General features: G+C 31.8%; 26 protein-coding genes and 1 other RNA gene. 16 read left to right on the forward strand and 11 right to left on the reverse strand.

From position 1 onward, the window contains the following. Positions 1-8 precede the first annotated feature (8 nt). On the reverse strand, positions 9-1,544 hold the full coding sequence (locus tag FNB79_RS14130; RefSeq protein WP_143381969.1) for an NAD(P)H-hydrate dehydratase: 1,536 nt from the start codon (positions 1,542-1,544) through the stop codon (positions 9-11). Positions 1,545-1,900: 356 nt separating this feature from the next. On the opposite strand from FNB79_RS14130, the gene thrA reads away from it, so the two are divergent. The 9 genes from thrA (at position 1,901) to FNB79_RS14175 (ending at position 11,275) form a co-directional block, all read left to right on the forward strand. Next, a complete protein-coding gene (gene thrA, locus FNB79_RS14135) occupies positions 1,901-4,348 on the forward strand; it encodes a bifunctional aspartate kinase/homoserine dehydrogenase I (RefSeq protein WP_143381970.1) in 2,448 nt (815 codons plus the stop codon). 57 nt (positions 4,349-4,405) lie between these two features. Further along, positions 4,406-5,332 carry a homoserine kinase gene (locus tag FNB79_RS14140; protein ID WP_143381971.1) on the forward strand — a complete coding sequence of 309 codons (927 nt, stop codon included), beginning with the start codon at positions 4,406-4,408 and terminating at the stop codon, positions 5,330-5,332. Positions 5,333-5,357: 25 nt separating this feature from the next. Then, on the forward strand, positions 5,358-6,656 hold the full coding sequence (thrC, locus tag FNB79_RS14145; protein ID WP_143381972.1) for a threonine synthase: 1,299 nt from the start codon (positions 5,358-5,360) through the stop codon (positions 6,654-6,656). Positions 6,657-6,869: 213 nt separating this feature from the next. Continuing rightward, entirely contained in the window at positions 6,870-7,940 is a 1,071-nt protein-coding gene (gcvT, locus tag FNB79_RS14150; RefSeq protein WP_143381973.1) for a glycine cleavage system aminomethyltransferase GcvT, read from the forward strand. A 33-nt stretch (positions 7,941-7,973) separates the two neighbouring features. Next, on the forward strand, positions 7,974-8,804 hold the full coding sequence (locus FNB79_RS14155) for a sugar nucleotide-binding protein (RefSeq protein WP_143381974.1): 831 nt from the start codon (positions 7,974-7,976) through the stop codon (positions 8,802-8,804). A 51-nt stretch (positions 8,805-8,855) separates the two neighbouring features. After that, entirely contained in the window at positions 8,856-9,149 is a 294-nt protein-coding gene (locus tag FNB79_RS14160) for a 4a-hydroxytetrahydrobiopterin dehydratase (protein ID WP_143381975.1), read from the forward strand. 72 nt (positions 9,150-9,221) lie between these two features. Beyond that, a complete protein-coding gene (locus tag FNB79_RS14165; protein WP_143381976.1) occupies positions 9,222-9,941 on the forward strand; it encodes a YebC/PmpR family DNA-binding transcriptional regulator in 720 nt (239 codons plus the stop codon). A gap of 166 nt (positions 9,942-10,107) precedes the next feature. After that, on the forward strand, positions 10,108-10,887 hold the full coding sequence (locus FNB79_RS14170) for a DUF3050 domain-containing protein (RefSeq protein ID WP_143381977.1): 780 nt from the start codon (positions 10,108-10,110) through the stop codon (positions 10,885-10,887). A 58-nt stretch (positions 10,888-10,945) separates the two neighbouring features. Continuing rightward, entirely contained in the window at positions 10,946-11,275 is a 330-nt protein-coding gene (locus tag FNB79_RS14175; RefSeq protein WP_143381978.1) for a DMT family transporter, read from the forward strand. On the opposite strand, the gene FNB79_RS14180 is transcribed toward FNB79_RS14175, so the two are convergent. From FNB79_RS14180 to kdsB, 4 genes are read right to left on the reverse strand one after another with little or no spacing between them, the layout of a single operon-like run. Beyond that, positions 11,272-11,823, reverse strand: a complete 552-nt coding sequence (locus FNB79_RS14180) for a 1-acyl-sn-glycerol-3-phosphate acyltransferase (RefSeq protein ID WP_143382640.1) — start codon at positions 11,821-11,823, stop codon at positions 11,272-11,274. The genes FNB79_RS14175 and FNB79_RS14180 overlap by 4 nt on opposite strands. Before the next feature lie 26 nt (positions 11,824-11,849). Continuing rightward, complete coding sequence (locus tag FNB79_RS14185; protein ID WP_246073279.1) at positions 11,850-12,932, reverse strand: iron-containing alcohol dehydrogenase family protein; 1,083 nt, start codon at positions 12,930-12,932, stop codon at positions 11,850-11,852. A 32-nt stretch (positions 12,933-12,964) separates the two neighbouring features. Then, positions 12,965-13,669, reverse strand: coding sequence for an HAD family hydrolase (locus tag FNB79_RS14190; RefSeq protein ID WP_143381979.1), 705 nt, complete (start codon positions 13,667-13,669; stop codon positions 12,965-12,967). Further along, positions 13,660-14,388: a 3-deoxy-manno-octulosonate cytidylyltransferase gene (kdsB, locus tag FNB79_RS14195; RefSeq protein ID WP_143381980.1), complete on the reverse strand. Its 729-nt coding sequence runs from the start codon at positions 14,386-14,388 to the stop codon at positions 13,660-13,662. The genes FNB79_RS14190 and kdsB overlap by 10 nt, the downstream gene beginning before the upstream one ends. Before the next feature lie 180 nt (positions 14,389-14,568). Here kdsB and FNB79_RS14200 point away from each other — a divergent pair, with 180 nt between their 5' ends. The 3 genes from FNB79_RS14200 to FNB79_RS14210 all read left to right on the forward strand — a co-directional run bounded on the left by FNB79_RS14200 (position 14,569) and on the right by FNB79_RS14210 (position 16,286). Further along, entirely contained in the window at positions 14,569-15,213 is a 645-nt protein-coding gene (locus tag FNB79_RS14200; protein ID WP_143381981.1) for a DUF937 domain-containing protein, read from the forward strand. Between the two features lie 112 nt (positions 15,214-15,325). Beyond that, positions 15,326-15,766 carry a DUF6146 family protein gene (locus tag FNB79_RS14205; RefSeq protein ID WP_143381982.1) on the forward strand — a complete coding sequence of 147 codons (441 nt, stop codon included), beginning with the start codon at positions 15,326-15,328 and terminating at the stop codon, positions 15,764-15,766. A gap of 25 nt (positions 15,767-15,791) precedes the next feature. Beyond that, positions 15,792-16,286, forward strand: coding sequence for a DUF6787 family protein (locus FNB79_RS14210; protein WP_143381983.1), 495 nt, complete (start codon positions 15,792-15,794; stop codon positions 16,284-16,286). A gap of 82 nt (positions 16,287-16,368) precedes the next feature. Here the strand turns inward: FNB79_RS14210 and FNB79_RS14215 are convergent, their stop codons facing one another. Both FNB79_RS14215 and folE read right to left on the reverse strand, forming a co-directional pair. Beyond that, positions 16,369-16,680, reverse strand: coding sequence for a hypothetical protein (locus FNB79_RS14215; RefSeq protein WP_143381984.1), 312 nt, complete (start codon positions 16,678-16,680; stop codon positions 16,369-16,371). 53 nt (positions 16,681-16,733) lie between these two features. Continuing rightward, positions 16,734-17,330 (reverse strand): GTP cyclohydrolase I FolE, encoded by a 597-nt coding sequence (gene folE, locus FNB79_RS14220; RefSeq protein WP_143381985.1) that lies wholly within the window; start codon positions 17,328-17,330, stop codon positions 16,734-16,736. Positions 17,331-17,516: 186 nt separating this feature from the next. On the opposite strand from folE, the gene FNB79_RS14225 reads away from it, so the two are divergent. The 4 genes from FNB79_RS14225 to FNB79_RS14240 are packed head-to-tail and all read left to right on the forward strand — an operon-like array spanning position 17,517 to position 21,059. After that, on the forward strand, positions 17,517-18,179 hold the full coding sequence (locus FNB79_RS14225) for an ABC transporter ATP-binding protein (protein ID WP_143381986.1): 663 nt from the start codon (positions 17,517-17,519) through the stop codon (positions 18,177-18,179). After that, a complete protein-coding gene (locus FNB79_RS14230) occupies positions 18,160-18,738 on the forward strand; it encodes a CPBP family intramembrane glutamic endopeptidase (protein WP_143381987.1) in 579 nt (192 codons plus the stop codon). Before FNB79_RS14225 ends, FNB79_RS14230 begins: the two co-directional genes overlap by 20 nt. Before the next feature lie 2 nt (positions 18,739-18,740). Beyond that, positions 18,741-19,505 (forward strand): TIGR02757 family protein, encoded by a 765-nt coding sequence (locus FNB79_RS14235; protein WP_143381988.1) that lies wholly within the window; start codon positions 18,741-18,743, stop codon positions 19,503-19,505. Positions 19,506-19,562: 57 nt separating this feature from the next. Then, positions 19,563-21,059, forward strand: coding sequence for a S10 family peptidase (locus tag FNB79_RS14240; protein ID WP_143381989.1), 1,497 nt, complete (start codon positions 19,563-19,565; stop codon positions 21,057-21,059). 238 nt (positions 21,060-21,297) lie between these two features. Here FNB79_RS14240 and rny read toward each other — a convergent pair whose 3' ends face one another. The 4 genes from rny to FNB79_RS14260 all read right to left on the reverse strand — a co-directional run bounded on the left by rny (position 21,298) and on the right by FNB79_RS14260 (position 23,720). Next, a complete protein-coding gene (gene rny, locus FNB79_RS14245) occupies positions 21,298-22,872 on the reverse strand; it encodes a ribonuclease Y (RefSeq protein WP_143381990.1) in 1,575 nt (524 codons plus the stop codon). Between the two features lie 61 nt (positions 22,873-22,933). Beyond that, positions 22,934-23,061, reverse strand: a non-coding RNA gene (ssrS, locus tag FNB79_RS14250) — 6S RNA. A 54-nt stretch (positions 23,062-23,115) separates the two neighbouring features. Next, the gene (locus tag FNB79_RS14255) at positions 23,116-23,409 is read right to left on the reverse strand and encodes a cell division protein ZapA (RefSeq protein ID WP_143381991.1); all 294 of its coding nucleotides are present in this window, start codon (positions 23,407-23,409) and stop codon (positions 23,116-23,118) included. A gap of 20 nt (positions 23,410-23,429) precedes the next feature. Continuing rightward, entirely contained in the window at positions 23,430-23,720 is a 291-nt protein-coding gene (locus tag FNB79_RS14260) for a hypothetical protein (protein WP_143381992.1), read from the reverse strand. Positions 23,721-23,868 lie beyond the last annotated feature (148 nt).

Consider the following 23,868-nt stretch of genomic DNA (forward strand, 5'->3'; position numbering starts at 1 on the left):
TTTACAAATTATTTTTCTTGAACAGGTGGTTCTGGTTGCCTAAATAAATCCAGGTAAGCTTTACTTAAATTAGAAACCACATCAGAAGCTATTAAACTTTGGTAGCCTTTAGTTTCTACAGCAATATCTGCCGATTTACCATGTAAATACATTCCAAAACAAACGGCTTCTAAAGCTGTATACCCTTGCGCGAGAAGTCCTGTTATAACACCCGTAAGGACATCTCCTGTACCTCCTGTAGCTAAACCTGGATTGCCAGTAGAATTTATATAAAATTTATCCCGATATACTGCTATAGAATGTGCTCCTTTAATAAGTACTAAAACATTGTATTTTTTTACAAATGCTTTGGCTTTTTCTAACTTATCAAAATCGTCTTTCCATGGTCCAATTAAGCGTTCTAATTCTTTTGGATGTGGCGTTAAAATAGTGTCTGGTTTTAAGTACGCTAACAGATTTTTATGTTTTGATAAGATATTTAACGCATCGGCATCAATAACTAAGGGCACCGTATTTGATTTTAAAAAAGTAGTAAATGCTTGAATTGTTTTTCTTTCTGTACCAATCCCAACACCTATTCCAATTACAGTTGGTTGTATGTTGTAATTTATATTAGTTATTACTTTTTTATGAGTATCGGTTATTACCATAGCTTCTGGGAAAGCCGTTTGTAACGGAATATAACCACATTTTGGCACATAAGCAGTTACCAAACCTGCTCCGGCTGCTAAAACAGCTCGACTTGCTAATTGTACCGCTCCTATTTTACCATAACTTCCTCCTATAATTAATCCATGTCCAAATGTGCCTTTGTGAGAATATCTATGACGCTGTTTATACATTGGTAACACATCAAATTTACCCAAAATTTCTGCTTCCGTTTCTGTGTGTTGCAAATATTCCGGATCGATACCTATATCTAAAGCTTCCCACTGTTCAATATACTTTGCTGCTTCTGGCAAGAAAAACACCAATTTAGGCGTCTGAAAACTAAGAATAAAATTAGAGGATACAACTTCATTTTCATTTTCTGGTATTTTATCTGTAAACAATCCTGAAGGCATGTCAATAGAAATTGTTAATGCCCCTGAAGTCTTAAAATGCTCAAATAAATTAACCACCCAACCGGCAATTGGTCTATTTAAACCAACACCAAAAATAGCATCAACAATAATATCTTTAGTTGTAATTTCTGGTAAACTATCGTGTTCATGGAGAGAGGTTGGCCAATCTTTAGTTGTTTCTTTTAAACGTTCGTAGTTCACTAAAAAATCTTTGGAACGACTATCACTATAATCTACAATAAATGTTTTTACATTATAACCATGCGTTATTAAATGTCTGGCCAAGACCAAACCATCGCCGCCATTATTTCCAATACCACAGAAAATTAAAATAGGAACTGGTGCCCCTTGCAATCTAGCATCTAACCAGTTAAATAAACTTATTCCTGCACGCTCCATTAAATCGGCCGAGCTAATATTTTGTTTTTTTATAGTTAATCTATCGCCTTCGTAGATTTGTTCTTTTGAAAATATTTTCATTCTTAATAATTTTAGAAAAAAACCATTAGAGATTATTCAGTTAAATAGATTTTAATTGATTTTAAATAAAAGAATTCTAGATAACAGTAAATAATCTGCAAAAAATTATAATACATTTTTTTATATCAGTAAAAGTAATACATTTGAGAAGTTTAGTTACAAAAAATGCAAAATACAATATACATTACGCGTTATATTTTAAGACCAACACATGTTGGTGCTATTGCTATTATTTCTATCTTAAACATTATTACCCCTTGGGGTAATTAATTATATATCTTCCGTCCACATAATTTGTAATGCTACATTACAATTTCAACATATTAAGCTATTAAATTTATACAATCTACTTTAAAATGAAAGTATTAAAATTCGGAGGAACATCTGTAGGGTCCTCAAAAAACATAACTAACGTTGTATCCATCTTAACCAAATATGCTCAAACAGACAAAGTGATTTGTGTGGTTTCTGCAGTAGGTGGAATCACAGATAAACTACTAGAAGCTGGACAGTTAGCTCAATCTAAAAACAGTGCATATACTGATGCATTTACGAACATAAAAAACATTCATATTAATATTGTTAAGGAATTAATTCCTACAGATAATGAGGCCGTTATTAATTATGTAAACACCAAATTAGAAGCCTTAAAAAACCTGTTAGATGGGATTTACCTAATTAATGAATTATCGCCTAAAACTTCTGATAAATTGGTAAGTTTTGGAGAATTACTTTCGTCTTATATTATTGGCGAAACACTTAAAAGTCAAGGCGCTAACGCAGAACGTAAAAATAGTCAGGAATTAATTACTACCAACTCTAATTTTACTAAAGCAGAAGTAAATTACACGATTACAAATAGTAATATTCAGGAATACTTTGAAAATAGTACGTTTGATATTACCATCTTACCTGGTTTCATTTCAAAATCTGTAACTGGCGAAATCACAACCTTAGGTCGTGGCGGGTCTGATTTTACAGCTGCAATTGTGGCTGCTGCCTTAAAAGTTGAACAATTAGAAATTTGGACAGATGTTAGTGGTATGTATACAGCCAATCCTAAAATGGTTAAACAAGCACTTCCTATTAATAAATTATCGTATCAAGAAGCTATGGAATTGTCTCACTTTGGGGCAAAAGTATTATATCCGCCTACAGTACAACCTGTGTTAAGTTTACAAATTCCTATACATATAAAGAATACTTTAGAACCTGATGCTGTTGGCACCATTATTTCTAAAGATGGTAGCAATGTAAATAATGCTGCTAAAGGAATTACTAATATCAGCAATATTGCATTATTAACTTTACAAGGTAATGGAATGGTTGGTATTCCTGGTTTTTCTAGACGTTTATTCCAAACCTTAGCACAAGAAAAAATAAATGTTATATTAATTACCCAAGCCTCTTCAGAACACTCTATTTGTTTTGGTATAGATGAAAAGGACGCCGTTGCAGCAAAATCGGCTATAGATGCCGAGTTTGAAAATGAGATTTCATTAAATAAAATAGACCCTATCTTAGTTGAAAGTAACTTATCTATTATTGCGCTTATTGGTGATAGTATGAAAAGTCACCAAGGTATTAGCGGAAAGATGTTTAGTGCTTTAGGAAAAAATAATATTAATATACGTGCTATCGCTCAAGGTGCATCAGAGCGTAATATCTCTGCAATAATTGCGCAAAACGATGTTAAAAAAGCATTAAATATTTTACACGAAGTATTTTTTGAAGGCAACATAAAACAACTAAATGTATTTATTACAGGTGTAGGAAATGTAGGTGAGCGTTTGGTAGAGCAAATTAAACAACAACGTAAATATTTAAAAGACAATTTAAAAATTAACTTACGCGTTGCTGGACTTTCTAACTCTAGAAAAATGCTGTTTGACACAGATGGTTTATCATTAAAAAACTGGAAAGAACAACTAGAACAAGACGGTGAAACTGCTACATTAGAAGGTTTTTACGAGTCTGTAAAAAAATTAAACTTACGTAATAGTGTATTTGTAGATGTTACAGCAAATAAAGATGTAGCGGACTTATATGCCAAATATTTAAAACAAAGTATTGCTGTTGTAGCATGTAACAAAATTGCATGTTCTAGTAAATTAGAAAAATATAAAGAATTAAAACAATTATCGTATAAATACAATGCGCCTTATTTATTTGAAACAAATGTTGGTGCAGGTTTACCGGTAATTGATACTTTAAATAATTTAATTGCTTCGGGAGATAAAGTAACGTCTATTCAGGCGGTGTTATCTGGAAGTTTAAACTTTGTATTTAATAACTTTAATGATACTACTAAATTTTACGATGTGGTTAAACAAGCTGCGGCCGAAGGCTATACAGAGCCAGACCCACGTATTGATTTAAGTGGCGTAGATGTAGCTCGAAAAATATTAATTCTTGCGCGAGAAAGTGGTACAGAAATGAATTTGGAAGATATAGAAAACACACCATTCTTATCAGAATCTGGTTTAAAAAGCGATACGGTAGCCGATTTCTATGAAACTCTAGTTGCAGATGAAGCACATTATCAAGCTTTATACGCTTCAGCTAAAGCCAATAACAGTCAGTTAAAATACGTCGCCGAATTTAACGAAGGAAAAGCAAAAGTTGGATTAAAAGAAATTCCTGAAGGACACCCATTCTACAATTTAGAAGGAAAAGATAATATTGTTATGTTTTACACACAACGTTACCCAGAACAACCTATGATTATTAAAGGTGCTGGTGCTGGTGCAGATGTTACTGCCTCTGGATTATTTGCAGACATTATCCGTATAGGGAACAACTAATTTTAACTTTAAAAAGACAATTTTTAGATGTAAAATAAAGTTGTCGCTTTAGAACTCATGAACGAAGTAAAAATATTTTCTCCTGCTACTGTGGCTAATGTCTCTTGCGGATTTGATGTGTTAGGCTTTTGCCTGGATAGTGTTGGAGATGACATGGTAATACGTAAAACCGATAAAAAAGGGATTTTTATAACTAAAATTGAAGGGTACGATTTACCCTTTGAAGCAGAAAAGAACGTGGCTGGAGTATCTGCTCTAGCCATGTACGAAGATGCTAAACCAGATTTTGGTTTTGAAATTGAAATCTATAAAAAAATTAAACCAGGAAGTGGTGTTGGTAGCAGTTCTGCAAGTGCTGCAGGTAGTGTTTTTGGAATGAATGTATTACTTGGTTATCCGTATAATAACACCCAACTCTCTTACTTTGCTATGAAAGGCGAAGCCTTAGCGAGCCAAAGTGAACATGCCGATAATATTGCTCCTGCCCTATTTGGAGGATTTACGCTTGTAAAAAGTGTCTCGCCTTTAGAGATTCTTGAAATCCCTACGCCAAATAATTTATACGCCACTATTATACATCCGCAGATAGAGATTAAAACCTCAGAAGCACGCGCTATATTACCTAAAGAAGTCGCTTTAAAAGATGCCATTTCGCAATGGGCAAATGTAGGAAGTTTAATTCACGGATTATACACGAGTAATTACGGATTAATTGAACGTTCCTTACACGATGCTATTGTAGAGCCACACAGAAGTAAACTAATTCCGCTGTACCAAGATGTAAAAACAGCCGCAAAAGCAGCAGGTGCATTAGGCAGTGGTATATCGGGTTCTGGACCATCTATATTTTCATTATGCGAAGGTATAGATACTGCAAAAAAAGTAGAACAAGCTATACGTAAAGTATACGCTAACAGCGACATTGCTTTCGACACCTATGTATCTAAAATTAATGCTGAAGGCATGAAAATACAAAATAACTAACATAACTAAGACAAAAACAAACGCTATGAATTTTTTTAGTTTAAATAAAGAAGCTGCAAACACATCATTTAAAGATGCCGTTATTAGAGGACTTGCACCTGACCGTGGTTTATATTTCCCAGAATCTATAACTCCACTACCAGACGATTTTTTCAAGAATATTGATAAGCTATCGCATTCAGAAATTGCATTCGAGGCCATTAAACAATTTGTGTCTCCAGAAATTCCTGAAGCCGAATTAAAAACAATTGTTGAAGAAACGTTATCTTTTGATTTCCCTGTTGTAGAGCTAAATAAAAACATTTCGTTTTTAGAATTATTCCATGGGCCAACTATGGCGTTTAAAGATGTTGGCGCACGTTTTATGGCGCGTTGTCTAGGCCATTTTTCTAAACAGAACGCTAAACAAGATGTAACTGTTTTAGTTGCAACTTCTGGAGACACAGGAGGAGCTGTTGCTAACGGATTTTTAGGTGTAGAAGGTGTAAAAGTTGTGATTCTTTATCCAAGCGGCAAAGTGAGCGATATACAAGAAAAGCAATTAACAACTTTAAAAAAGAACATTACCGCTTTAGAAGTAGATGGCACGTTTGACGATTGCCAAGATATGGTAAAAAAAGCTTTCTTAGATGCCGAGTTAACAGACCATATAAAATTAACATCAGCAAATTCAATAAATGTTGCGCGTTGGTTACCGCAATTATTCTATTTTATGTTTGCTTATAAACAGCTTCATAACAAGTACGATAATCTTGTATTTTCTGTTCCTAGCGGAAATTTCGGAAATGTTTGTGCAGGAATGATGGCACAACAATTAGGTTTACCTATTAAACATTTTATAGCATCAAATAACGAAAACAACGTGGTTACACGTTATTTAGAATCTGAACATTACGATGTAAAACCATCTATACAAACCATATCTAACGCTATGGATGTTGGGAACCCAAGTAACTTTGTTAGAATACAAGAAATTTATAAAAACGATTTTAAAACTTTAAAAGAAAATTTATCGTCTTACAGTTTTACAGATAAAGAGACTAAAGTCGCTATGAAAGAAATTTATAACGATTATAGTTACATTGCAGATCCGCATGGTGCTGTTGGGTATTTAGGAGCAAAAAATTATGTAGAAACACATCCAGATGCACACTGTGTATGTTTAGAAACAGCTCACCCCACTAAGTTTTTAGATGTTGTAGGCGAAGTTATTCCTGAAAACATAGCATTACCACCTCAAATTGTGGCAGTAATGGATAAAAAGAAAAAATCTATAGAAATAAGCACATACAGCGACTTAAAAACATATCTTTTAAATCGTTAATCACATCTAATTTTTAATTTCAGAGGTCGTAAATGTATTTTTACGACCTTTTTTTTATGTGTATTATGCTAAGTGTTAAAGTATTTAAAACATCTTATTTTCTAACATATTTCACATTATACTTCTCACACCTATTTAACCATATTTTATAAAGCGCTGTCTCTTCTAAACAGATTAAATTCTCTATTTTTGCGCCATATCAATACAAAATAAATGAAAAATACAGCTTTAACGACAACTCACGAAGCACTTGGTGCTAAAATGGTTCCTTTTGCAGGTTATAATATGCCTGTCCAATATGATGGTGTAAATATAGAACACGAAACAGTTAGAACAGCTGTTGGTGTTTTTGATGTTAGCCATATGGGAGAATTCTTAATAGAAGGTCCTAACGCATTAACTTTAATACAAAAAGTAAGTAGTAACGATGCTACAAAATTAACTATTGGAAAAGCACAATACAGTTATTTACCTAATGATAATGGCGGTGTGGTAGACGATTTACTTATTTACAAAATTAAAGAGGAAACCTATTTATTAGTTGTTAACGCGAGTAATATTGAAAAGGATTGGAATTGGATCTCGTCTAAAAACGATGTGGGTGCAGAAATGCGCAATTTAAGTGATTCATATTCTCTTTTAGCCATTCAAGGACCAAAAGCTGTTGAAGCTATGCAACCACTTACTAGTCATGATTTAGCCGGAATTAAATTTTATAATTTTGAAATTGGCGATTTTGCGGGCATAGAGCATGTAATAATTTCTGCAACAGGTTATACAGGAAGTGGCGGATTTGAAATTTATTGTAAAAACGAGGAAGTAAAGCAGATTTGGGATAAAGTTATTGAAGCTGGTGCAAAGCCAATCGGGTTAGCAGCTCGTGATACTTTACGTTTAGAAATGGGCTACTGTTTATACGGCAATGATATTGATGATGCGACGTCCCCTATTGAAGCAGGATTAGGTTGGGTTACAAAATTCACAAAAACTTTTACTAACTCAGAAGCTTTACTTTCAGAAAAAACTGAAGGTGTTAAAAATAAATTAGTTGCTTTTACCTTAGACGAACGTGGTATTCCACGACATGGTTATGATATCGTAGATTCCGATGGAAATAAAATTGGAGTAGTAACCTCTGGAACTATGTCACCTTCTTTAGGCATAGGGATTGGTTTAGGTTATGTTCCTAAAGAGTTTTCTAATATAGATGGAAAAATACATATTCAAATTCGTAAAAAAGCAATTCCAGCTACAGTGGTAAAACTACCATTTTATAAAGGATAAATAAATTACAATACTTCTAAGAAGTAGAATATAATGAAGGAGCACAGAAGTAAACATAGAGTTTTAATTTTAGGAGCAAGTGGCTTTATAGGTCATGCTATTTATAAAGAGCTTTGCTCCTATTTTAACACCTATGGAACCTTCAATACAGCAAGACGTGAATTTGAAAATAATCATCATTTTTTTCAATATAATGTTGAAGAAGATGATGTATTCGAAATTCTCACAGCTATTCGTCCTACAATTATAATTTCTGCTTTACGTGGCGATTTCTCTGCACAAGTCATTGCTCACAGTCACTTATCAGAATATATTTTAACAACTAATGCTAAATTATTTTTTATTTCTTCAGCTAATGTGTTCGATGCATACAGTCAATTTCCAAGTTATGAATTAGATAAAACACTTAGCCATAGTGTATACGGACATTTTAAAATAAAAATTGAAAATATGCTCATGCGACTGCCTAAACAGCAAGTTGTTATTTTAAGATTACCTATGGTTTTTGGTACTCAATCGCCAAGAATAAAAGAAATAAAGCAACATTTACATGAAAAAACACCTATAGAAGTATTTCCAAATCTAATTATAAATGTCACCACAGATTCCAAAATTACCCAACAAATACATTATTTAATTAACAGAAATAAATACGGCATCTATCACTTAGGAAGTACAGACTTAGTACACCATAATGAATTTATAGCAGAAATTGTATCTTCAATAGGACTTTACAACCCTATTTTTAAGCAAGTTTACACTACAAATAATGATAGATATTTAGCTGTTTTACCTAAGGAAAACCTATTACCCAAACACTTACATGTTTTGAGTAAACAAATCTTAACAGAATTGGAAGTGTAATTGATTTAGAGTTTAAAATTCATTATTTTTAGTAGTCTAAAAAAACATATTATGAATAAATTATCCGAGCAAGACATAGAAAAACAATTGTTACAATTTCCTGAATGGGAGTATTATGAAGATGCTTTACATGCAGAATTTGAATTTGAAAATTTTAAAGATTGCTTTAGTGCAATGAGCAGAATAGCATTTGAGTGTGAAGCATTAAACCACCATCCAGAATGGACTAATGTTTATAATATTCTAACAATAACTTTAACCACACATAGCGAAAATGGAGTTACAGCTAAAGACTTTAAATTAGCCAAAGCTATTGAAGAAATCGTAGAACCAGAAGAAGATTAAACTTAACACGGTTGGCATATTTTTTTTTAAATTTGTAGCCAACTTTATACAAAAATTAAATATACATAAGAAATGGGAAGAGCTTTTGAATTTCGTAAAGCACGCAAAATGAAACGTTGGTCTGCCATGAGTAAAGCATTTACTCGAATTGGTAAGGATATAGTAATGGCAGTAAAAGAAGGTGGCCCCGACCCAGATAGTAATGCACGATTAAGAGCTGTAATTCAGAATGCAAAGTCTGTTAACATGCCTAAAGATAATGTAGAACGTGCTATAAAACGTGCTAGCGACAAAAGTTTAGGAGATTTCAAAGAAGTTATTTTTGAAGGTTACGCCCCACATGGTATTGCCATTTTAGTTGAAACAGCTACAGATAATAATACACGTACCGTAGCCAATATACGTAGCTATTTTAATAAATGTGATGGTAGTTTAGGAACGTCAGGTTCTGTAGTCTTTATGTTTGACCATACTTGTAATTTTAGAATTAATGCAGAAGGATTAGATCCTGAAGAATTAGAATTAGAATTAATTGATTTTGGTGCTGAAGAAGTTTTTGCAGACGAAGACGGTATTTTAATTTACGCCCCTTTTGAAAGTTTTGGAGCTATACAATCTGAATTAGAGTCTAGAGAGATTGAAATTTTATCTTCAGGTTTTGAACGTATACCTCAAGTAACTAAAGAACTTACTGCTGAAGAAGCTGCTGATGTAGAAAAACTTTTAGAAAAGATTGAAGAAGACGACGATGTACAAAACGTATATCATACCATGAAAGAATCTGAAGAGTAAACAGTTGTATATCAAGTATTAAAAGAGGACTTTAGCTCCTCTTTTTTTTTGATTTTAATCTTTATTATTTATAATAATAGCGAATAAAGAATTTAAACCTATAAATAAGTGAGATTGGTTTTGTAAATTTGACCACTTAAATTATTCATTTATCTACAATAATCATATGCCTTACATTAAGCGTATAGAAGCAGAATTATCTGTATTACAGCACGAACTTCGTCATCATAAACTATATAATGTTCTTAAAACTACAGAAGATGTAAAACTCTTTACAGAAAACCATGTATATACGACTTGGGATTCCATGTCTTTATTAAAAACCTTAGAATTACAATTTACAACATATAAATTGCCATGGGTACCAAATAAAAACCCTGAAATTTTTAAATTTATAAATCAAATAGTAGCTAGCGAAGAAAGTGATGTAAATGAATTAGGAGAAGTAAAAAGTCATTTTGAGATGTATGTAGACTGCATGGATGAGATTGGTGCTAATACAACATTAATAACAACCTTTATAGAGCTTATAGAAAATAATATAGATGTAAACAAAGCAGCCAATTTAGTTTACATTCCTGAATTTATTAAAGATTTTATAGCTTTTACATTTGATATTATTAAAACAGAAAAACCACATTTAATGGCTTCTGTATTTATTTTTGGTAGAGAAGATATTATTTCTGAAAAAGTTTTAAATGTTGTAAAAAATCTAGAAACAGATAAAACACCTTGTACTAAACTTGCGTATTTATTAAATAGATATTTGTTCTTAATTAAAGAAGATCAGCGTGCTTTATCTTACAAAATGCTAACTGAATTATGTGGTGAAGATCAAGAAAAGTGGGATGAAGTTCTAAGTGTAGCTAAAGAAGCTTTAAAACATAGAAAAATTTTATGGGATAATATTTATGATATTATTCTTGAAAACAAAGAAAATCAGTAACTCGGTTTTACTATTGATTTTGCTAACCTATTAATTATTTCCTAAAACCCTTTAAATAATGAATTGGATTACACTTGTGATTGCAGGTTTATTTGAAGTTGGTTTTGCCGCCTGTTTGGCAAAAGCAAAATATGCTGAAGGTAGTATTGCCACCTATTGGTATATTGGTTTTTTACTATGTTTAATGTGTAGTATGTTATTATTAATAAAAGCAACAGAAACTCTACCCATAGGCACTGCATATGCTGTTTGGACTGGGATAGGTGCTGTTGGAACTGTTTTAGTTGGTATTTTTATCTTTAAAGAACCAGCAGATTTTTGGCGTATATTTTTTATAGCTACATTAATCATTTCAATTATAGGATTAAAATTTGTATCCCATCATTAATCATTATTAAAACTATATTCTGGAACTTTACCAACAACATCTTTAAAAAAAGCATGCATAAATTTGAAATCTGCTTCCATATTGTCTGTTGGATAAAATGGCTCTGATATTTTATTTTGTTTTTTACCAAAATCAAAAGTTACCATAACTATAGGTACATTAGCTTCTTTTGCAATGTAATAAAATCCGGTTTTCCAAACATCAACCTTTTTACGCGTGCCTTCTGGAGCTAAACTTAATCTTAATTCCTCATGAGTATCAAACAACTTCGCAATAGTTTGTACTTTGTTCTGTCCTGGAGTACGGTCTAAAGACACTCCTCCAACTTGCCTAAGATACCATCCTAAAACACCTTTAAAAAGCTCTTTTTTACCAATAAAATTTATAGGTGTATTTTTAATTTTTCTGAGTAATAACCCAATATAAAAGTCGTGCCAACTAGTATGTGGCACAGCGATTATCATATATTTTTTTAAATCGGCAGGAAAATCTCCTATAATTTTCCATTTCAATAATTTAAAATAAATAAACGAATACAGAGATTTCATCATAACTTTACGTGCGCTTTATACAATTACATAATTTCATAAATAGAACGCAACTTTTCTCTTGTTATGGTTTTATTCCAATTTTTACCTAAAGCATTTTCCCATAATGGCACCATGCTTAAGGCTACATCAATCATAATATTAAATTCTTTATCACTTAAATCCTTGCATAATCCTTGAGGTAAGTCAATATTAAATTTTGATTTCATTGCTTTAAATTCCTTGACGCCTTCTGGATAAAATTCTTCTAGACGATCAAAAACAATACAGTTACCAATCCCATGTTTTGTTCCTAATAAATAAGATAACCCATAACTCATGGCATGAGCAATTCCTACTTGAGAATAGGCTATACTCATTCCACCATGCCAAGATGCCATCATTAATTTATCTTGAGCCGCTTGTGTGTTTAAATGATCTCCTAAAAAAACCTCTCGGCACAATTCAAGAGCCTTTTCACCATAACTCTGACTAAAGGCATTTAAATATGTACCATTTAAAGATTCTATACAATGAATATAACAATCCATACCCGTAAAAAACCATTGCGGTGTGGGTACATTATCTATTAACTCTGGATCTAATACAACCTGATCAAAAGGGGTATAATCTGAATTTATTCCTAATTTTTTTTCTGGTCCTGTGAGTACCGCTGTTCTAGATACTTCTGCTCCAGTTCCAGATATTGTTGGAATACCAACATGATATATAGCCGGATTTTTAACTAAATCCCACCCCTGATAATCCTGAGCTTCTCCTTCATTAGTTAGCATAATAGACACTGCTTTAGACAAATCTAAAAGCGTACCACCGCCAATACCAATAATACCAGAAGGCCTATCTTTAAATTTTAATATAATATATTCTACTAAAGCATCTACTTGACATGTTTTAGGCTCTTCTTTTGCTGAAATAAATATAACTTCATCTTCGTAAGCCAAAGGTATTCTAGATGTTATTTTATCATTGCCTTGAAACACTTCGTCTACTAAAAATATAAATGGTGCATTTACATTTAAACGTTTTAAAAGTAATATTTCTTCTAATTGATTAAAACTACCTCGTCCAAATACAACTTTAGACACCATCGGAAAATTCTTGAAATTCATTTTAATTTGGATAATAACGTTGTGTTCTATACTTATTTAAAAAACGGTAACAAATCTGTTATGTTTTGTACTGTTCTGTAAGATTTGCCTTTAATATCTTGATCTGATACTTGCTCGTGTACCCAAGTGGTATGAAAAGGAATATGTATGGCTTGCGCATTTATGTGAATTAATGGTAAAATATCAGACTTTAAAGAGTTTCCTACCATTAAAAATTCTTCTGGGCTCACTTTTAAATGATTTAATAAATTAGAATAGTTTTCTTCTTTTTTATCACTTACCACTTCTATATGATGAAAATAATCTAACAATCCAGATTGTTTTAATTTACGTTCCTGATCTAATAAATCGCCTTTAGTTATCACAATTAAACGGTGCGTTTTAGAGAGTGTTTCAAGAACAGTTTCTACACCTTCTATTAACTCTACAGGCTTATTAATCATATCCTTTCCTATATCTAATATGGCTTTAATTGTACTATTAGATACTGTGTTATTAGATAGTTCTAGAGCCATCTCTACCATAGATAATACAAAGCCTTTTATACCATAACCATAAATAGGCAGATTTTGTAGTTCCATTTTAAATAACTCTTGATCAATTTTATTTATCGTTTCAAATTGAGAGAGTAATTTACCAAACTCTACTTCTGCTTCTCTAAAATAGGTTTCGTTAACCCAAAGGGTATCATCGGCATCAAAGCCAATAACTTTAATTTTACTATAGTCTATTTCCATATTTTTTTAGCACGTTCTAGATCTTCTGGAGTATCTATTTCTACACCTTGCACATCTGTTTCAACCATTTTAATACGTTTACCATACTCTAAATAACGAATGCATTCTATTTTTTCAGAAGCTTCTAATGGCTTCATTGGTAAGGTGTAAAAGTCTAAAATGGCATCTTTCCTAAAAGCATAAACTCCTTTGTGTTTAAAATATTTTACAGCTACAGATTTATCTCGGGGATAAGGAATTGGACTGCGTGAAAAATACAATGCAAAATTGAAGTTGTCTACAATAACTTTAACTGTATTGGGATTATTAATTTCATCCTGATCTGTAATATGCACCATTAAAGATGCTAAATCAATTTGCTTTTCGGGATCATTTTTAAAAGCTTCTATTAATTTACTCAACGATTCTACATCTGTAAAAGGCTCATCTCCTTGAACATTTACTACAATATCCACATCTAAATCAGCTACTGCTTCTGCAATTCTATCACTTCCACATTCATGCTCTTTAATGCTCATCATTGCTTTACCTCCATTATTTACAATTTCATTATAAATAATTTCACTATCGGTAACTACAATAACATCGTCAAACAATTGTGTAGCAACAGTGGCTTCATATGTACGTAAAATCACTGTTTTACCACCTAAATCTTGCATTAATTTACCCGGAAATCGAGACGCACTATAACGTGCTGGAATCATTGAAATTATTTTCATAAAAAAAAGCTAAATCTTGTTCAAAAATAGGACTTTTAAAACAGATTTATGCTATACGTTCTTACTAATCTTTTTTATACTTTAAAATATTTTAAAACTTATCTTTTTTTATATTTTTAAAAGTTTCTCGTAACTATTTCATTTTTTTGTATCTTGAATTATTAACTTTAAACAAGAAACATGTCTGGTATTTTAGATTTATTAAACAGTGATTTAGGAAAAAGTGTTGTAAGTGGTCTTGCAGGACAAACGGGTCAGGATTCTAGCAAAACTAGCGACCTACTTACAATGGCATTACCTGTACTTACACAAGCAATGACAAGGAATGCTCAAGCATCACCAGAGGGTGCAGATAGCTTATTAAATGCGCTTAGTGGTAAACACGATGGTAGTATTTTAGACAATTTAGAAGGATTTTTTAATGGTGGTGTAGATGAAAGTGAAGTTGCTGATGGTGGTAATATTTTAAATCACGTTTTAGGAGACAAACAACAAAACGTAGAGTTAGCTTTAAGTCAGAAATCAGGAATAGATGCAAGTACTGTTTCTCAAATATTGAAAATGGCTACTCCTTTATTAATGGGATATTTAGCTAAACAAAAAAATGAAAATAATGTATCTAATTCTAGCGATCTAGGTAGTATGCTTGGCGGGCTCGTACAAGGAAATTCTGCGCAAGGTGAACAAAGTTTTATAGAATCTATGTTAGATGCAGATGGCGATGGAAGTATTGTTGATGATGTTGCTGGAATGTTTTTAGACTCAAACAGCAGTAAAAATAATGGTGGCGGAATTGCAGGTATGTTAGGTGATTTAATGAAATAACTATAATGCATATAAAATTAAAAAAGCCAAGCCTATAAGCTTGGCTTTTTTTTCTAAATATCTTTTTAAAGCCAACAAAATAATGTATATTAAATATATACATCTATTTATTATGAAAAATATATTTTACATCTTACTTATTACAATATGTTGTATTGGCTGTAATACTAGTAAAAAAAACATACAAAAGGCGACCAATAGCGAAACGCTTAATTTAACAAAAAACGATACTGTAAGGATAGAGAATGATAGTTTAGAATATGAAATTATAATCATTGAACCTGGCTTTAACAGTTGGTTAAAAAGTACTGCTAAACCTGAAGGTTATTATACGCAACAGTATTTAGAGACTAAAAACTATATGCTGGTAACGGAGTGGAATAATAGAGTTTCTAATCCACAACGATTTGATCCAAACTTATACGAATTACGCATAGATTACAGACCAAATATAGATTATGGCTACGAAGTAAATTATAAAATGTACAATTACTTTATTTATTTCCAGTTAAAATACAAACAAAGATTGTCTAGTTCTATTCCTAGAATTTAATTTATATTTGCAGTTGTAAATATTTATGAAAAAATTTAAACAACATTGGGAAATCACTAAAAATAGGCAACTCTTGTTTCCTGTATTTGGGATTTTAATACTTATATATAGTGCTTTTAAAATTGGGCGTTCATTTATAGGGAACGACCAAATTCTTCTGCTTATCTTATCAACAGCAATTCTAACATTTTTGCTTTTAAAAGTTTTTCTATTTTTATTTAAGAAACTCGAAGATAAATGGGTTTTAAATTACAGATGGGAAATAATTAGAGTGTTTATGGTCTTTGCAGTAACAGGATCGTCTTCTGTTTTTGTTGGTAGACCAATTATTACTTGGTTAGGAATTACTAAAGATAATTTAAACCCTGTTTTATATTGGACTTTATATATATTGGTAGGTATTATATTTTATCAAATCTTACTTGTATTCTTTGGTTGGCTATTTGGTCAATTTGAATTTTTCTGGAAGTTTGAAAAGAAAATGTTACGTCGTTTTGGTTTTAAACGCTTCGTAGATTAATTGAAACATTTTCCCAACTTTATATAGAGAGTAACGACCTCTGCTTAACTACAAGCTTTAATTTAAAAACTAAAAAAGCCTCTTAAGTAAGAGACTTTTTAGATTTTATTTTTATAGTTTCTGTGGTAGGTGTACTAAAAACATAAGTGTAAATCCACATTAAAGTAAATGTTGGTATAATATCTAACCCAGGCATGGCTTCTTCTAAAAATGAAATTCCTGCAGCAATTTTACCTTGTTGTCCACGATAAAGTTTAGTCATAATCCAAGCCGATGCTGGAGCCCAAATAATATCTGAAAATTCTCCTATTCCTGGAATTGCAAAACTAACATAACCTACAGCATCTAACAGTAAACATAACGCTAGTTTTTTATAATTTTTAGTCTTTGGCATATTTGTGTTTTTAGTTATAAAATACTAATAGCAAGAAACATACCAAAATTTTGTTACGACAAATCTTGACTAATTAGTTTTAGAAATTCGTTTCTAGTTTCAATTTTTTCAAATTGCCCTCTAAAACCAGAAGTTGTAGTTACAGAATTTTGTTTTTGTACACCGCGCATCATCATACACATATGGCTTGCTTCTATTACAACAGCTACACCTTGAGGCTTTAAAGTATCGTTTATACAATCTAAAATTTGTTTAGTTAAACGTTCTTGAACCTGTAATCGTCTAGCAAAAACATCTACAATTCGCGGTAATTTACTTAACCCTACAATATGTCCATTTGGGATATAAGCAATATGTGCTTTCCCAAAAAAAGGTAATAAATGGTGCTCACAAAGTGAGTACAACTCTATATTTTTAACGATAACCATCTCGTTATATGCTTCTTCAAACATAGCGCCTTTTAATATTTCTGCAGCATCTAAATCATAACCCTGGGTTAAAAATTGCATAGCTTTAGACGCACGTTCAGGAGTTTTTTGCAAACCTTCGCGACTTACATCTTCTCCTATATTATTAATAATATTTTTATACTGAGATTTAATCTCATCGGTAATTTCTAAATTGTATTCTTCGTAATGCTTATAAGACATAATGTGTCTGTTTTTTTATAACGCCAAAGATAAAGATTTTAAATTCAATCAAATCGAATATATTAGTTACAGCTAGTATAATAGCATCTCATGTGAATATCATCTATTATTTTGATTAGCATCAATATCGATTTAATTTTGTGAGATTACTATTAAAGTATTACTTTACCCTCTTAATTACAATGCATGATTCAAGCTAAAAACATTCATAAATATTACGACGATTTTCATGTTTTAAAAGGTGTAAATCTTCATATAAAAAAAGGAGAAATCGTATCTATTGTTGGAGCTTCTGGAGCAGGAAAAACTACACTTCTCCAAATACTAGGAACATTAGATTCACCTTCAAAAAAAGACCAATCTGAACTCATTATTAATGGTATAGATATACAACGTTTAAAGGAAAAGGGGTTGGCTCAATTTAGAAATGAACATATTGGTTTTATATTTCAGTTTCATCAATTACTACCCGAATTTACAGCTTTAGAGAATGTGTGTATCCCCGCATATATAAAAGGGACTAATACTAAAGAAGCAGAACCTCGTGCCAAGGAACTTTTAGATTTTTTAGGCTTATCCCACCGGTATCACCATAAACCAAATGAACTCTCTGGAGGAGAGCAACAGCGTGTTGCTGTAGCTCGGGCTTTAATTAATAATCCAAGCTTAATCTTTGCCGATGAACCTTCAGGAAACTTAGATAGTGAGTCTGCAGAACAATTACACAATTTATTTTTTAAATTACGGGAACAATTTGGACAAACATTTGTAATTGTTACTCATAATGAAGAGTTAGCCGATTTAGCCGATAGAAAACTAGTAATGGTAGATGGAAATATTACAATCTAAAGTAGAGACTTATACTGAAATTTTAAAACGGTATATTGCCTTTTTAAGGCAGCCGGAACTTAAAGAAGACAAACTACTGTTTTATGGATTCTCTAAAATAAATGTATTTATTACAGCTTTGGGTTGTGCGTTTATCCTTAATTTTGGTTTTACCATTATCTTTTCAATACTTGAAACTTTAAAATTGGTAAACTTAGACAACCACGCCTCGACAAAACTTTTTGAAGACTTCCCGCCTTACGCCATTTTTATTCTAGGAGTAATTGCAGCTCCTATTTTAGAAGAGTTATTTTTTAGAGGGCCTTTAACCTTATTCCATACTAAACATTATAAATATGTGTTTTATTTTTTTGCTTTAGCTTTTGGTTTTGTACACATTACCAATTTTGATATCACACAAAATGTTTTATTATTATCCCCAATACTTGTGGCTCCGCAAATTATAATTGGCTTGTTTTTAGGTGTAATTCGTTTACAATATGGCCTTATATATTCAATGCTATTTCATGCCATTTATAATGGTATAATAATTGTTCCTGCTTTATTATTCCTTACATAATAATGACTAAAAAAGAACTTAAAGATTTTCTAGACACAAAAGTTTTAGAATACAATAATCCTAAATTTATTGACAGCGATCCAATACAAATTCCGCATTTATTTACCGTTAAAGAAGATATCGAAATTTCTGCTTTTCTAACTGCAACCATTTCTTGGGGAAATAGAAAAAGTATTATTAAGAATGCTACCCAAATGATGGAATTACTAGATCAGGCGCCGTATGATTTTGTAATGCACCATTCTGACAAAGATTTAGAAGCTCTAAAATTATTTGTTCACCGTACTTTTAATGGCGACGATTTTGTACAATTTATAAAAAGTATAAAACATATCTATACCCAACATAACGGATTAGAATCGCTCTTTGCAAAACATGCAGAATCCAATACTTTACAACCCACTATACATCAATTTAAAAAGATCTTTTTTGAAAACGAGCATTTGCAACGCACACAAAAACACATTAGCGATCCATATAAAAACTCTGCAGCTAAACGTATTAACATGTTTTTACGTTGGATGGTAAGAAACGATAATACAGGAGTAGATTTTGGTATATGGAAACAACTAAACCCCTCACAATTATCTTGTCCGTTAGATGTACATTCTGGTAATGTTGCTAGAAAATTAGGTCTACTTAATAGAAAACAAAACGACGGAAAAGCCTTATTTGAATTAGATACAGCGTTACGTAAATTAGACAAAACAGATCCTGTAAAATACGATTTTGCACTTTTTGGATTAGGTGTTTTTGAAGGTTTTTAAGTTCTATTTGCTATATTTATAACATCATTTCCCCTAATATTTTATAATTTTTTTAATATGAAACACTACTCCTTTTTATTTTTTATGCTCTTTACCACATATGCTTTTTCACAAGCCTTGAGCATTCCAACAGATACTATGGTTGTAACCACACACACTACAACTATTAAAAACAAAAGTATATCGTATACAGCTACAACAGGAACTCAACCTGTTTGGGATAAAAAAGGGAACCCGATTGCAGCTTTATACTACACTTATTATGAACGCAATAATATAAAAGACAAAGCAAACAGACCTTTAGTAATCTCTTTTAATGGAGGTCCGGGTTCTGCTTCTGTTTGGATGCATATCGCTTATACAGGTCCTAAAGTTTTAAATATAGATGATGAAGGTTACCCTATTCAACCTTATGGTGTTAAAGACAACCCCAATTCCATTTTAGACATTGCAGATATTGTATACGTTAATCCCGTTAATACTGGGTATTCTAGGATGATTCCCGATAAAGAAGGAAAACTTCCCGAACGCGATACTTTTTTTGGGATTAATGCAGATATTAAATATTTAGCCGAATGGATTAACACTTTTGTAACTAGAAAAAATCGTTGGGAATCTCCTAAATATATTATTGGAGAAAGTTACGGAGGTACGCGAGTTATGGGATTAGCCAAAGAATTACAATCCAAACAATGGATGTATTTAAACGGAGTAATTATGGTTTCTCCTGCAGATTATAAATTATATAGTACAGGACAACCTATATACTCTGCTTTAAACTTACCTTATTTTACAGCAACTGCTTGGTACCATAAAGTATTATCACCTGAATTACAGAAACAAGATTTATTAGACATACTTCCCGAAGTAGAAGATTATACAATAAATAAATATATGCCAGCCATTGCTAAAGGCGGATTTATTTCGGAAGCAGAGAAACAAGATGTTGCTAAAAAAGTTGCTTTTTATTCTGGTTTATCAGAAAAAGAAATTCTACAAAGCAATTTAGAAGTTCCTACTAAATATTTTTGGAAATCATTACTCCGCGATAAAACGGGACAAACAATTGGCCGATTAGATTCTAGATACTTGGGTATTGATAAAACTGATACAGGGACTTCACCAGATTATAATGCTGAAATCAGTTCTTGGTCACACTCCTTTGCGCCTGCTATAAATTATTACATTAGAGAGGAATTAAATTTTAAAACAGATTTAAAATATAATATGTTTGGTAATGTTCATCCTTGGGACCGATCGGATAATAATGTAAGAGAAGAATTAAGAGAAGCCTTAGCTGAAAATCCATATTTAAAAGTATTAGTTCAATCTGGATATTATGATGGTGCTACAACATATTTTGCAGCTAAATATACCGTCGGGCAAATTGATCCTAGCGGAAAATTAAAAGATCGCTTTTCAATTAAAGGTTACAGAAGTGGACATATGATGTATTTAAGAAAAGACGATTTAATTTCTGCAAACGATGATATCCGAGAATTCATAAAAAGTGCATCTAGTAACGGAAAAGCTGCAAAATATACTAAAGAATAGGTTTTTATAAATTCACATAACAATTAAAGTATTTGGTTTTATAACCAGATACTTTTTTTTATCAAAGTAGAATATTATAATAAGCTACACTTTATAATAGACATGATATAATACCTTTAAATTACACTTTATTAGAAAACAAAACTCTTGATATTTTATTACAAAATCACCAACAAGTTTTAAACTAAAAAATCCAGCTAAAAAGCTGGATTTTTTAATTCGGTATTATATATAAATATTACTTCGCAATATTTACGGCTCTAGTTTCTCTAATTACAGTCACTTTTACTTGACCTGGATACGTCATATCTGTTTGTATTTTTTGTGAAATATTAAATGATAAATCCGATGCATTTTGATCGGTCACTTTTTCACTTTCAACAATCACACGTAACTCTCTACCTGCTTGAATAGCATAGGCTTTCTTTACTCCTGTAAATCCAAAAGCAATATCTTCAAGATCTTTTAAACGTTGTATATAACTATCTAACACTTGACGTCTTGCGCCAGGTCTTGCACCAGAAATAGCATCACAAACCTGAATAATCGGAGCCAATAACGATTTCATTTCTATCTCGTCGTGGTGAGCTCCAATAGCATTAATTACGTCGTCTTTCTCTCCATATTTCTCTGCCCACTGCATTCCTAAAATAGCGTGAGGTGTTTCCATATCTGCTTCTGCATCTGGCACTTTACCAATATCGTGTAATAATCCAGCACGCTTAGCTAATTTTGGGTTTAACCCTAATTCTGCTGCCATTATACCACAAAGTTTAGCCACTTCTCGCGAGTGTTGCAGTAAGTTTTGACCGTAAGACGAACGGTATTTCATACGTCCTACCATTTTTATAAGCTCTGGGTGTAAATTATGAATTCCAAGATCGATTACAGTACGTTTACCAACCTCGATAATTTCTTGTTCAATTTGTTTTCTAGTTTTCTTAACAATTTCCTCAATACGTGCTGGGTGAATACGACCGTCTGTTACTAATTTATGTAAGGATAAACGAGCGACCTCACGTCTCACAGAGTCAAAACACGATAAGATAATCGCTTCTGGCGTATCATCAACAATAATTTCTACTCCAGTTGCAGCTTCGATAGCGCGAATGTTTCTACCCTCACGACCAATAATTCGTCCTTTAACATCATCACTTTCAATATTAAATACAGATACACAGTTATCTACTGCTTCTTCAGTACCAATACGCTGAATGGTATTAATAATTATTTTTCTAGCCTCTTGTTGAGCTGTAAGTTTAGACTCTTCAATAGTACTTTGTATAAATGCTAATGCATCATTTTTAGCCTCTCCTTTTAAAGATTCAATTAATTGAGATTTCGCTTCTTCTGCAGACAGACTAGAGATAACTTCTAGTTGTTCAACTTGACTCTTATGCAAGCGCTCTATTTCTTGTTCTTTCTTGTCTAAAAAATCTAACCTATAATTGTAATCTTTTAATTTAGCTTCAAATTCTGCGTTTAATTTTTTATTTTTAGAGAGTTCGTTAGAGACTTGAGATTCTTTATCTCTAGTACGTTTTTCGGCTTCTGCCATCTTTTTATCTCGTCCTAAAATCACTTTTTCGTGTTCTGATTTTAGCTCAATAAATTTTTCTTTTGCTTGTAATATTTTATCTTTTTTAATGGCTTCACCATCTATATTGGCATCTTTAATAATTTTTTGAGCTTCTGCTTTCGCGTCAGACACTATTTTTGATGCGTTATTCTTTTCTAAAATCCTGGCTATTACAAAGCCAATTATTACGCCTAAAAGCGTTCCTCCTGCAATTAATAAAATTGAGTTATCCATGGGTTCTGGTTAGTAATTATTTATATATAAAAAAAGCCTGTATTGGTGCTATGTTTTGTATAAACTCCCTAAAAATAAGTTTAGGGTTAACAAGCTGATCAAGGATCTGCCCAAATATTGAACAGGTTCAATATTAGCAGCATGCTTTTACAACTTAAACTCACCCTTTTTAAAGAATTAACGTTGAGTTTATCAAAAAAAAATGACCAATACAGGCAGTAACTTTGTTTATTTTAATGAACGTTAAGAATTCAATTGATTTTGTAATAAGCGATTTAAAGCATTTAACTTTTCCTCGACATGTTCACTAATTGATTCCGTATCTATTTGTTTTTGTTCTACTTGAGACGCAAATTGTAAAGCACACATGGCTAATACATCCTGTTTATCTCTTACAGAATAACTTTGCTCAAATTGCGCAATCATAGCTTCAATTTCTTTTGCCGCTTTACGTAACCCCTCTTCTTGCTCTGGAGCAATGGTTAATGGGTATACTCTATTAGCTATAGAAAGTTTAATTTTTAGCATCTCTGACATAAAATCAAGTTATGATTACATTATTCTGAGAGTTGCGAAATACAATAATCTATCTCTCTAACTAATGCATTTATTTTAAGCTTTGTTTCTTTTTTATTCTCGTCACTGCCAAGCATACTTTTTGCTATTTTGAGTGCTTCATATTTCTCTGCCCAAGCCTCAATTTCTTGTTTCTGATTTTGAAGGTTGCGCTGCGAATAATGTAAATCCTCTTTCAACTTAGCATTTTCTAGCCTTAATGCATCAACGTTGTGTAGCATCTTGCTAATTTTATCTTCTAGAGCATCTACAATTTCTTCAATATTACTCATTTACAATCAGTATACTTATCTCACAAAGTTAACATACCTAGTTAAAAATAACAATTGTTTTGGATATAAAATTTAAAATAGTTGGTAGTATCTCATTTTCAATATGATGTAAAGCTTATCTCATTTTATACTTTGCATATTAACTTCA

The sequence above is a fragment of the Formosa sediminum genome (assembly GCF_007197735.1).
GTDB lineage: Bacteria > Bacteroidota > Bacteroidia > Flavobacteriales > Flavobacteriaceae > Formosa > Formosa sediminum.